Source organism: Emcibacter sp. (genome assembly GCF_048269205.1).
Classification (GTDB): Bacteria; Pseudomonadota; Alphaproteobacteria; order Sphingomonadales; family Emcibacteraceae; genus Emcibacter.
Window position 1 is genome coordinate 313,680 of sequence record NZ_JBLXJC010000003.1, and the last position, 11,934, is coordinate 325,613.

Consider the following 11,934-nt stretch of genomic DNA (forward strand, 5'->3'; position numbering starts at 1 on the left):
TGCTATAGGATTTGAAAATATATCCGGGTCAGCATGAATCCACAAACAATATTGTATCGCCGACAAGGCCGTCCAAGTGGGCATCTCCGGCACCTTTCAGAGACCTGCAGGGCTTTGCCCATGCCGGGGCGGGTTTTCTCCACACCACCAATGCAAAACCTTTTCCGGCCTCTCCGGCCCGGGCGGCTTCGATCGTGGCGTTAAACGCCGGGACATAAACAATCCTGTATTACGAATGTTCTAATTCAAGGGCGTTATTATTTGGCTAATCCGGGGAAAATTTCTGTTTGCAAGGATAGCGGCCACACAGACTGTGGCACATATTTGACCTGCGGCAAGGTGCCTATACGATTGTAACCTCTTCAGAAAGCCGGCTTTCCACCGGCATCATGCTTCTCAACAAAACGGCCGATGAGACTGTCACACGTCAGCTTGACCGGACACAGGTTACTGATTCCCGTGGACACGCCTTCGCGCACCCTGGTGTCCGACTGCAAGGCCTCGTAATACAGATTTATCGTCCGTTCCATTTCAAGTGCATCAATATCAACCAGCAGACTCATATGCGCCAGAATGGTCCTGTGTTCCACTTTCATGCCGGCAGATTTGATACGCTGGGCCGTCCCGGCAATTTTTCTGCCGTCCACGACAAGGTTGTAGTCCCCGTCACAATAGGCGCCGGGCACAGAAGCAAAGCAGGCCTGACCGGCAAGCTCCGGCACAAGAAGGTCAAACAGGGACATCAATTTGGCATAGCCTGCTTCCATGGAGACCTTTTCCGTTTTCGCAACCCGGAAAATAACTGAAGCGTTTAGCACTCCCGGCCCGTGCAGCACGGCCGTTCCCCCGGAAGTTCTTGTAGCAAGCTGGATATTCCTTTGCGCCAGAATCTCACGGGCCCGGTCAAATCCGGGCAACCTGTTGTCCCGTGCCGGCACCACGATACTGCTGCGGTTGGTCCACAGCCTGACCACCGGCAGAGGTCCTGTTTCGTGAACCTCGCCCAGAAGGCGGCTGTCCTCGTCAACAATATCCTGAGCAGGCAGGTTACGGTTTTCTGTTTTCAATATAAACTGGTCAAACATGGCAATAGCCGTCAGCGGTTTGTTGTTTTGCCCGGCACCCGGCCGGGCCTGCTGATCTCTTATACCCCGGCAGTTTCGATTGTCTACCGGATATTGACAGGAAGAAAATCCGGGTCGGTGCCGTGAGAAGGAACAGTACGGTCAGGCCTCGGACAGCTTGTGCATTCCCCGGCGCACCTGCATGCGGTGCCTGTCCAGCACCTCCAGAGAGCGCTGGTGGCGCGAATGGAGGAAGAGCCATTCAGTGGTTACACTCTCGGGTGTGATATCCGTCACCATATAGCCGCGGCGGCTGGTATCGCACCATTTGAGGCCGGGGTTACTGTCCAGGAAGCTGGCGGCAATGGCCCTGGGATCACCGAAATAGCGCTTGTCCATGCCAAGGGACGATACACTATGCCCCGCGAACTCCACACCGGCGGGCTTCCCTTCATGCTCCAGTTCATAGGCCCAGGCATTATGGCTGTCTCCGCTCAGCACCACGAGATCAGCCCCGGCCGCCCGGGAGGCCGCCAGAAGGCGGCTGCGCGCCGCAGGGTAACCGTCCCAGCGGTCCATATGCGTGCTCATACCCATTTCACCCAGCTTCACCGCCAGATCCAGCTCCGCCTTTTTGCCTTCTCCGGGCTTATCGCCCGGCTTGAACCATGATGTATAATCACGCGGCATGAGATTGGTCCCCATGATCACCTGCTGCGCCAGTATCTGCCATTTGGTGCCTGAGGCGGTCGATTGGGCAAGACCATCGGCAAGCCATTTCTCCTGTGCCAAACCCATCATGGTGCGGGCCGGGTCTGCCAGCGGGCCATCGCGGAAAGCGGCGGCGGCGGCAAGGGGATCGGGCCTGGCCTTCAGCCAGGCGCCCAGATCGAGCTGTTTACTACGGCCGACAATCCGCGTCTCCAGGCGGAACAGGCTGGCCAGGTCGCCCAGATCATAGCGGGCATATGGATCGGACCGCATGGGCATCCATTCATGCCAGGCCTGCATCGCCGCGTCCCTCCGCGCGTCCCATGGGCCTTCATGCGCGCCGTGATTTTTGGCGCCATGCTGCCAGCTGTTGTTCACCGTTTCATGATCATCACACATGGCGATCATGGGATAGGCCCGGTGAATGGCCTGCAAATCCGGATCCAAGCGATAGCTGGCATAGCGCAGGCGGTAATCCATCAGGCTGACAGTCTCGTACTGGGGCTGGATATTCCTGGAAATTGCCAGCTCCTTCAATGCATCGGACCGGGTGAGTTTGGACTCGTATATATAATCGCCCAGGTGGACAACCAGATCGAGATCATCCCGGGCCGCCGCATGGCCATAGGCGTTGAACCAGCCAGATGTAGCGTTGGCGCAGGAAAACACACCGATACGGAAATTGTCGAGCGGGCCGGCAGGCAACGTACGCGTACGGCCCGTATCGGATATCTGACCTTCCGGTCCGGTGAAACGGTAGTAATACCATTGCCCGGGTTCCAGTCCTTCGAGCCGCACCTTGGCACAGAAATAACTTTCCGGTCCGGCCAGCGCAGAACCACGCGCCACAACCTGGCGGAAGGCCGTGTCATGGGCAATCTCCACCCGCAACGCTGCAACGCCACCGTCTGCCGGCACAAAACGCGTCCATAAGGTGACGCTTTCCTGCAGAGGATCGCCACTTGCCACCGAATGGGTAAAGCCCCCTGACGGGGCAGCCTGCAACGCGTCGGGCAGCAGGGCGAGGACCGGGGAAAGCGCCGCCGCCTGAAGGAGCGTGCGCCGGGAAACGAAGGTGGGGCGAATGTCTTTTTTCATGCATGACCTGTATCAGGCCATTGTGACAAAATTGTTTCGTATCAAATAGTTAAGTTTCTTCTAATGCCTTACAAACATCATTTTTCCTTCATGGAAGTGTCATAGGCACCCCTTATTCGTACCCCAAAACTACACCGCATTTCAAAGTATAAAAATGGAGTTTCTGATGAGTATCCTTGATCGCGCCCGTTCGGGCGGTCCCCTTTCCCTGTTATGCACAACAATCCTGGGCAGCATCTGTCTTTCCGGTACGGCTTTTGCCGGAGATGTTGCCGGTACAGTGACGAGCGCATCGCTCGATCGCTCTATCCGCGGCGCGCGGGTCACGGTTGAAGAAACCGGTCAGTCGGCCATGACCGACGACCACGGGCGCTATATCCTGCGCGGCCTGACTGCGGGAGCCTATACGGTGCTGGTCGAACAGCCCGGTTATAACAGCAAGCGCATTGATGTGAATGTACCGGCTGAAGGTGTGGTCAGGGCAGACAGTCGCCTGGCTCTGACAAACGATACCGCCCTGGACGAGATTGTTGTTACCGGGGCGCGTGCATCGCGCCTGCTGGCCAACGAACGCAAGCGCGCCTTGCCGGTTGTCGCGGATGTGGTATCGTCCGACGGCATCGGCAAGCTGCCGGATTACAATACGGCCGAGGCGCTGCAGCGCCTGCCCGGCATCTCGGTGGAAATTGACCAGAGCGAACCGCGTTACGTGGTAATCCGCGGTGTGGATCCCAACCTTAATCTGGTGACCATCGACGGCAATGTCGTCGGCATTCCCGAAGCGGAAGGCCGCCGCGTGGCGCTCGACACCATTCCGTCCGACCTTGTCGGCGCTATCGAAGTCGTGAAAACCGTTACGCCGGACTATGATGCGAATGCCATTGGCGGCGCCATCAATATTGTCACACCCAGCGCCTATGACAAGTCCGAACCCTTCACCTATGTTTCCGCCCGCGGTATTTATGGCAGCAAAGCGGAAAAGATGGGTTTTGGCGCCAGCGCCATGCATGGCCAGACCTTCGGCAACGACGACCAGTTCGGTATTGTCATCGGCGCCAGCTATTCAAAGCGTTTCATCGACACCGACCTGGTCGATCCGCTGAGCTGGGAAGAATTGGATAACGGCAAATGGGCCCCTACCGGCATGCGCATGTTCGACTATGCCATCATGCGCGAACGCATCGGCGCAATCGCCAATCTGGAATGGCGCCCGAATGACGACCTGCGTGTCTATGTAAAGTCGATCTACAACGAGTTCACCGACCATGAAGGCCGCGACCAGTTCGACTATGACATGTATCGCGGCGATGCAACCTTCCCGTCCGCCAACGAGGTGACTTATGACCGGGGGCGGGCATCACGCGAATTCCGCCAGAACAACCAGACGCAAAAGCTCTACAACATCTCTCCCGGCGTGGACTGGTATGTTGGCAATCTGGAACTGAAACTGAACTATACCTATTCCCATGCGCAGGAACACACACCGGTACGCGACGATATCGAGTTCCGTACCGGCAGCAGCAACGTCTCCACCATCCTGCTGGAAGGCGCTATGCCCACCTTCAGCGATGTCGATGACGCCTTGTACGATCCGGACGCTTTCCCGCTGCGCCGCATCCGCCTGCGCCGTGAAACGATCGACGAAGACCTGCACGCCCTCAAGGCCGATCTGAAAGCCGATTTCGACCACGACATCTTCAGCTTTGTTAAGGTGGGCGTGAAATTCACCGATCGCAGTAAGGACCGGGACAACTATCAGGAACTATGGACCCCGACAGACGACATAACATTCGGCGACACCGGCGGTGTGCTGGACACGGTCTCAGGCTTTTTTGACGACAAGTACAGCTTTGGCCCGGCCATGGATTACGCAGGCGTTATGGATTATTTCTATAACCAGAATCCCGGGCTCCTGGAGCTGGACGAGGAAGCGACCGCCTTTAACGACAAGGCCAGCGATTACCATATCAACGAACAGATTTATGCCGGTTACGGTATGGCCAGCCTGGAATTCGGCGACCTGAATGTCATCGGCGGCATACGGGTAGAGCACACCTCGGGCACGTATGACGCCTTTGCCATCCGCGACACGGACGGCAACGGTGAGATTGAAGTCTCCGACATCTCGCCGCTCAGCCTCGAGAAGGAATATACCCACGTCCTGCCCGGCATCACGCTGAACTACCGGCCGCAGCCGGAAGTGGTGATCCGCGCCGCCTGGACCAACACCATCGGCCGCCCGAACTACAGCGACGTTGTCCCGACCTTCGAGGAAGAGGACGGCGAAGGGGCATCCGGCAATCCCTATCTGGAACCCTACACGTCCATGGGACTTGACCTCTCGGCCGAATATTATCCCGATGCGGACACGGTCTACTCGCTGGCGGCATTTTACAAGCACATCAAGAACCCGATCTATACGCAGACCATCTACAACACGAGCTTTGCCGGCGTAGACCTGATCAGCCTGTCTCAGCCGCAGAACGCCGACAGCGGTAAACTGTTCGGCATCGAAGCCAACATGATCACGCGCCTCACCTTCCTGCCGGCACCGCTGGATGGCTTTGGTCTCTCCGCCAATGTCACTTACGTGGACTCCAGCGTGGATGTGCCGGGCCGCGAAGACGATGACCTGCCCTTCTTCCGCCAGTCCAAATGGCTGGCCAGCGGCGCGTTGTTCTACGAAAAGGGTCCGATTGAAGCCCGCTTCGCCGTTGCCTATCGTGATGCCTATCTGACTGGCGTCGGCTCTAGTGCCGAGTTCGACGGCTACACCGAGGGGCGCACCGTGCTGGACGCCCGTATCGGATATCGCGTCATGGAAGGTCTCGAAATTTTCGCTTCTGTTGCCAATATTGGCGAGGAACCCCTTGTTGATTATCAGGGGACTTCCAGCCGTATCAAAGCGCGTGAAGAGTATGGCGTGAACGTGGATTTCGGGATCAGCGCACAGTTCTGATTTCACTCAACATTAACATTGGAACTGGGCCGGCAGTCGTATGACTGCCGGCCTTTTTACGGATCGGCTCTTTATTTTGAACCTGCGACCTTCAGGTTATGAGCCTGACGGGTTACCAGGCTGCTCCACCCCGCGTCAACCTGGTTTGGCCTACCGCTTGGCTGCTTGAGGCCTGAGGCCTACTTTATGGCAGCCCGGCATTTTTAATTCCGCCTCGGGAGACCCGAGGCTGGGGCATGCTCCACCCCGCGTCAATTTTATTGGCACTCAAGCGCCGTGCAGCCCCTCAAAAATGTTATAGAAGGTCAGGGTTCCGCGCAGGCTCGCGCAGTTGCTTTCAGCATAATCCGATTAGCCTGCGGCGCGGGCAACATAGACTGTGTTTGCAGACTCTCCCCCCCGGAGTGGATTTTCAAAGGTCACAATGTGACTCTGAACGTCAGTAAAAACAGACTTCAGCAGTTGGCCGAATTCCTCGTCCGGGGGATCATTCGACCACAAGGCAAAAACACCTCCGGGAAGGAGAAAGCCGTTCAGCCGTTTTAGCCCTTCCGGAGTATAAAAACTGTTATGACTGGGATTCAGGGTAAACCGGGGGGAATGGTCAATGTCCAGGAGAATGGCATGGTATCGCCTCCCCGGTGCATCCCTGTCAAAGCCCGCACTTTGCACCATTGCAAAAAAATCCCCGTGAACAAATCGACAGCGGGGATCTTCACTCAAGGCTTCACCAAGCGGCAGGATTTTTTCCTTATGCCAGTTAATCACTTCTTCAAGGGCATCCACCACCAGCAGATTTCGAAGGTCCGGATGGTCCAGGGCCGCCACGGCCGTATAACCGAGCCCCAGCCCGCCGACGACGACATCCAGTTCCGGTTCCTTGAGACCGGCAAGCCCAAGCCTGGCCAGCTCTTCTTCGGCCGCTACAAACAGGCTGGACATGAGAAACTCGTCATTAAGTTTGATCTCGTAGACGTCGATGTTCAGCGTCAATTCCCGGCGGCGGCGCAGACTCAGCTCGCCAAGCGGGGTGTTGGCAAATGCCAGTTCCTGAAACATACGGCTCATATCCGTCCTTCCTCTGGGAATGGAAAACGCCTTATAACACAGGAGGGCAGATTTACTTATCCCCTTCCCACCACGATCGCCATTTTCTCTATCCTGGACTGGACGCCTTTCTGGCTTTCAGAAAAAAGTTATTACACTTACCAGGAAGCCGTTGAAGACATCGACGATATTATAACCCATGGTGTTTTCCGCAGAGATATCCCCCTCCAGAATTTTTCCGAAGCTCCCGATCTGAGCCCGCTACTTGAAAGGCGCGCCAGAATGGGGAAACGACTTGCAAAGGTGGACCATATCCTCATAGTCGCCGCCGACAATTTTAACCGCAAGGGCGCCCTGGGAGTCTCGATCAAAGAAATCGCTGCTGATGCCGGCGTAACACGGGCGGGGATCTATTATCACTTCGAGGATAAGGAAACCCTTCTCTATCGCTGTCTGGAGCGCGGCCTGCATCAGCCTGAAGACACCGGGTTTCAGAACCACCATCCTGCGTAAGCCTCGCTCGACAAATTCCGGTCTTTTAAAACAGCCTCTGAAGTTCAAGCATCTATCGCTCGGTCGGCTCCAATGACCGGGGCCACCTTCTCCCTCTCCAGAGAAGCCCCTTCTCGGATTTTCCGCATATTGCGGGCCCGGTATTTCTTATACCAGATCACCACGCCGGTAATACTCAACATGGCTATAATGACGCCCATGAGAGACACCATAATGCGGCCCGGAAGCCCAAGGATACGTCCGGAATGGAGGGGGAACTGAGCCTGGACAAACAAATCCGCCGCCGTGCCCTCCCAGGGCAGCCAGTCCCCCAGATATTCACCGGTCTTTGCATCAAGATACAAGGCTTTGTGTCCAACGCCACCTGCCCCATGCCCCTCTTCCGCGGTAAAAAATTCAACCCGGTAAACACCAAATTCCCGCGCATACCAGAGACTGCCAGCCGATTCGGACCAGCCTTTTGTCGCCGCCGCATCCTGTCCCAGGGAAATGGCCCGGGCAAAGCCATAACCGGGCTCAATGGGATTATCATGGCCAGAAGGGATACGCTCGTCGATTGGGGTCGGCGTCACATCGGAAACCATGCTCATCAGCGGAAAAAAGACTTCGCGGTATAAATTCAGGGAAAAACCGGTGAAGGCGATAATAAATAACAGGACCCAGGTCCATAGCCCGAAAGCGCGGTGCAGGTCAAAATTCAGTTTAGTGGCTCCACTGCGCCAGCGGATTTTCCAGGCCAGCTTCCAGCGCTGCCAGTAGGTTGCTGCATTTCTGCCCCCCTCGACGGCATATTGTAGCGTGGCACTCACGCGCTTGCGTTTCGGCAAGGTCAGGTAAAACCCTACAAAGCAGTCAAAGGTCCAGACCAGCGCGATGATGCCAAGAAGCCACAGGCCCCAGTGATCGGTTCCCATAAACTCCGGTATGTGCAGGCTGAAATGAAGCTTATAAAGGAATGAAATAAAATTTTCGCTGGTGATGGGCCAAACAGCACCCCATTCCCGCTTGCCCAGAATGTCGCCAGAGACAGGATCAACATAAACCTGGTTGAAGCCTGGTTTATAGAGCTCCCCGGTCTCCGGGTTTACCCTCGGTTCCACCCAGTAATAATAGGAATGACCCGGCTCGGTAAACATCTCATAATAGGTGACCTGCACCTGGGGATGGAGCCGCTCCACTTCCGACGCCAGTTCCGTGGCGCTCCTCGGAGTGCCGGCCGTCGTGGCTTCAAGCAGATGCGGGTTCAGCAATTCATCCAGCTCATGGTCCCAGGAAATGACAGCACCCGTCAACCCGGTAATGATCAGAAATCCCGCAATGGTCAAACCGAAGTAACGATGAATTCTGGTGAAAAATGCACGCATAACCGCAACTTTCTCTATTTCTGGATCCGGTCCTTCATCACCGGAAGTATATCTGGAAAAGCCTCGCCGATCTTGATAATCCGGGTACCTGACTATCTTTCAGAGTCCATCTTATCAGACTGCCCCGAAGACTGGAGCAATCTCCGGGGCTATTTTTATTGCCGACCCTTCTGCTCAGTAGTGCCAGGCAATTGAAGCCATCACGTTCCGCGGGGCGCCGAAATTGGCCTGCCCCCACTGCGGGCTCAACCGGTACTTCTTGTCAGTAAGGTTATTCACATTCAGGCTGGCAGTGATATTCTCGGCCAGGTCATAGCGGGCGAATACATCCACAAGGACATAGCTTCCCTGCACTTCGACATCGCCGAAATATAGTTCGTTCTGCCAGTTCAGGCCGGCCCCGAGGCGCAACCCGGCGACCGCGGGAACCTGATAGGCCAGGGCCATCTTGAACTGCTTAGTCGGGATGAAACGGCGGGTGTCGTTGCCATCTTCATCTTCCACATCAATCTGCGTATAACCCACATTCGCGTTCAATCCGGTAAGGATCTCCCCGGCAAGCTCAACCTCGAAACCTTTACTTTCAAAGCCGATACCGCGATAGATATTCAGGCCTGTATCGATATCACGGGTCACCCATTCGCCAAAATTTGTCTGCTTGGATTTGAAGAGGGCAAGTGTAAGCACGGACTTGCCGTCAAAAAGTTCCTGCTTTAGGCCGAATTCCATACTTTCGCCACGCACCGGACCAAGTGGCTCAAGGTCCGCATTCACCCAGGTTTGCTGCTTGAAGACTTCGCTATAACTGGCATAAAGCATTGTGCCGTCGAGGACTTCGTAGGTGGCGCCGAAATAGGGAACGAGCTCACTGTCGGACACATCCTGAGGCGCACCGTAACTGATGCCTTCCTGGTTCAGGTCCACATATCTCGCCCCCAGCAAAATAGAGAGACGCTCTACCGGATTAAGGCGCGAGGAGATATAAAAAGAATTCTGCGTCTGATCGATATCCGTTGATGAACTTTCCGGGAAATCGATATCCATTGCCGGCCGCGGCGTGGCGCCGCTGGCCCAGTCTCCACCAACCGGATCGTCATACCCGGTCCATTCGCTGGAATAAACAGAACGCCCCGTTAGTTTGATATCCGCCAGGCTGGCGCCGATGACCACATCATGATCCTGGCCCAGCAGGGTAAATGTACCGGTGACATAAAGATCGACAATATCCTCTTTGTCCCGGGCTTCATAATAACTGGCAATCCCCACCATTCCCTCTTCTGTTACTGGGTCCGGCGCGCCGGACAGGTAAAAGGATTCCCATTCCTTGTCCTGGACATGACGGCTGTAAATCGCCTTCGCGGTCCAGTTTTCGCCAATTTCCTGTTCCAGCTCTACAAAGGTCCGGTTTTGCATCACTTCCTGATAGGCCCATTCCGGCGCCGTATTTGTAGACCTGTCGTAGTCAGTCAGGGAACCGTCACTGTAAAAAATCGGCAGAGCGCCCGAAGAATTACCGTCATTATGATTGTCATTCAGGCTATGGCCCACAGTGAAACGTGTGCTGTCCGTGAACTCGGCGCTCAACACGCCATAAAACACAACAAATTCCTTGGAGTAACGATCCAGATAGGAATCCCCCTCCTGTTTGGCGACAACAAAATGACCCTTGAGCTTGTCACTGAGAATTGGCCCGGAGACATCTCCTTCCAGCCTATACTGGTTCCAGCTGCCTGCAGAAGCCGAGATCGAAGCCTCAACCTCCTCTGTCGGCCGCTTGCGTACATAGTTGATGGTCGCCGATGGGTTGGCCAGGCCGGTGGTCAGGCCAGTGGCGCCTTTGACGATTTCAACCTGCTCGTATATGGCGGTATCATCATGCCCCTGTGTCAGGCCATAGGAAAAGGGCACCCCAACCCCGTCATATTGGAAGTTCACAATGTCAAAGCCACGAGCCGTATAATAGGTTCGGTCTGTTTCCACCTGCTCCACAGTAACCCCGGTCACATAGGTCAGCAGGGAATTGACTTCCCGGAGCGAGAAATCATCGATCTGGTCGCGGGAAATGACAGAAACAATCTGCGGTGTCTCAAGGATTGACAAATTCAGTTTGGTCGCCGTTTTGGATTTATCGGGCTCCCCATACACAAAAATATTCTCAATCGCATCGGCTTCGCCACTCTTCTGATCGCCGTTCGCCGCCCCATGGTCGGACTGGGCGTAGGCGCAGCCGCCCATCATTGACACCGCAAGCGACAGCGCAAAAGCACTGCATTTTGAACCCCTCATAACTCATCTCCTGAAATTTTTAAATTGATACCCCGAAGGGCCAAAATTGTTTTAAGCAATTAATCCAGCCGCTTATACATTAATTAAAATTGATAATCAATTGCATTTGCAAATTCGCCCGCCACTACCATAGCGAGGGCGCTTCAGGAGTCCCATTTTTTAAGTATGTTTAGCCCCGCCCCAAACACCATGACCAGGCCGAACAAACCAGTCGCGGCCAGCTAGCTATAGATGGCCTTCAACAGGCTCACGAACAGGGTCAGAAAAATCAGTCCGGCGACAAGTGCGGCAATACCCGCCCAGAATAAAACCGTTAACATTATATGGTCATTTTCTGCCATTTGGGATTTTGGGGTTAGGATTAGTCTCGTCGCTTTGCTCCTCGTGAGCTTCGCACATAATCTTGCAGACCGGCTTCAGGGCCGTCTGTGAGATTAAAATCCACAACCACCAGCTCCTAAACCGACAAAACCCAGCACGAGGCTGGGTTTGATCGTTTTGGTTGCGGGGGCAGGATTTACCGCTATGGGCTTACGCCCCACGCGTTGCCTCCACCTTATTGCTTTGCAATAGCTTCCGGCCGAACCGGCACGCTCATTCACCGACCCCACCTACCAGATAAAACAAAAGGGCCCCGTTAAAGGACCCTTTGTTTTATTGGTTGCGGGGGTAGGATTAGTCTCGTCGCTATGCTCCTCGTCAGCTTCGCAAAGAACCTTGCAGATCGGCTTATAGCCTCTCTGCGAGGATCAGATCCTTGACCCGGCGTAACAAAGTTAAAGGGCCGGTCCCCGAATGGGGGCCGACCCTTTAAATTGGTTGCGGGGGTAGGATTTGAACCTACGACCTTCAGGTTATGAGCCTGACGAGCTACCGGGCTGCTCCACCCCGC

At 55.3% G+C, this 11,934-nt stretch carries 7 protein-coding genes; 2 read left to right on the plus strand and 5 right to left on the minus strand.

The annotated features are described in order from the left end of the window. Positions 1–362 precede the first annotated feature (362 nt). Together ACN0YD_RS13750 and ACN0YD_RS13755 are read right to left on the minus strand one after the other, a co-directional pair. The gene (locus ACN0YD_RS13750; RefSeq protein ID WP_417320727.1) at positions 363–1,085 is read right to left on the minus strand and encodes a lipoate--protein ligase family protein; all 723 of its coding nucleotides are present in this window, start codon (positions 1,083–1,085) and stop codon (positions 363–365) included. A 141-nt stretch (positions 1,086–1,226) separates the two neighbouring features. Beyond that, the gene (locus tag ACN0YD_RS13755) at positions 1,227–2,873 is read right to left on the minus strand and encodes an alkaline phosphatase D family protein (RefSeq protein ID WP_417320729.1); all 1,647 of its coding nucleotides are present in this window, start codon (positions 2,871–2,873) and stop codon (positions 1,227–1,229) included. 166 nt (positions 2,874–3,039) lie between these two features. Between ACN0YD_RS13755 and ACN0YD_RS13760 the strand changes: the two genes are divergently transcribed. Further along, positions 3,040–5,832, plus strand: a complete 2,793-nt coding sequence (locus ACN0YD_RS13760) for a TonB-dependent receptor (protein WP_417320730.1) — start codon at positions 3,040–3,042, stop codon at positions 5,830–5,832. A gap of 351 nt (positions 5,833–6,183) precedes the next feature. On the opposite strand, the gene ACN0YD_RS13765 is transcribed toward ACN0YD_RS13760, so the two are convergent. Continuing rightward, on the minus strand, positions 6,184–6,900 hold the full coding sequence (locus ACN0YD_RS13765) for a spermidine synthase (protein ID WP_417320732.1): 717 nt from the start codon (positions 6,898–6,900) through the stop codon (positions 6,184–6,186). A gap of 261 nt (positions 6,901–7,161) precedes the next feature. On the opposite strand from ACN0YD_RS13765, the gene ACN0YD_RS13770 reads away from it, so the two are divergent. Beyond that, a complete protein-coding gene (locus tag ACN0YD_RS13770) occupies positions 7,162–7,392 on the plus strand; it encodes a TetR/AcrR family transcriptional regulator (protein WP_417320734.1) in 231 nt (76 codons plus the stop codon). A gap of 44 nt (positions 7,393–7,436) precedes the next feature. On the opposite strand, the gene ACN0YD_RS13775 is transcribed toward ACN0YD_RS13770, so the two are convergent. Together ACN0YD_RS13775 and ACN0YD_RS13780 are read right to left on the minus strand one after the other, a co-directional pair. Beyond that, positions 7,437–8,756 carry a PepSY-associated TM helix domain-containing protein gene (locus ACN0YD_RS13775; RefSeq protein ID WP_417320736.1) on the minus strand — a complete coding sequence of 440 codons (1,320 nt, stop codon included), beginning with the start codon at positions 8,754–8,756 and terminating at the stop codon, positions 7,437–7,439. Positions 8,757–8,930: 174 nt separating this feature from the next. Further along, entirely contained in the window at positions 8,931–11,042 is a 2,112-nt protein-coding gene (locus tag ACN0YD_RS13780; RefSeq protein ID WP_417320738.1) for a TonB-dependent siderophore receptor, read from the minus strand. Positions 11,043–11,934 lie beyond the last annotated feature (892 nt).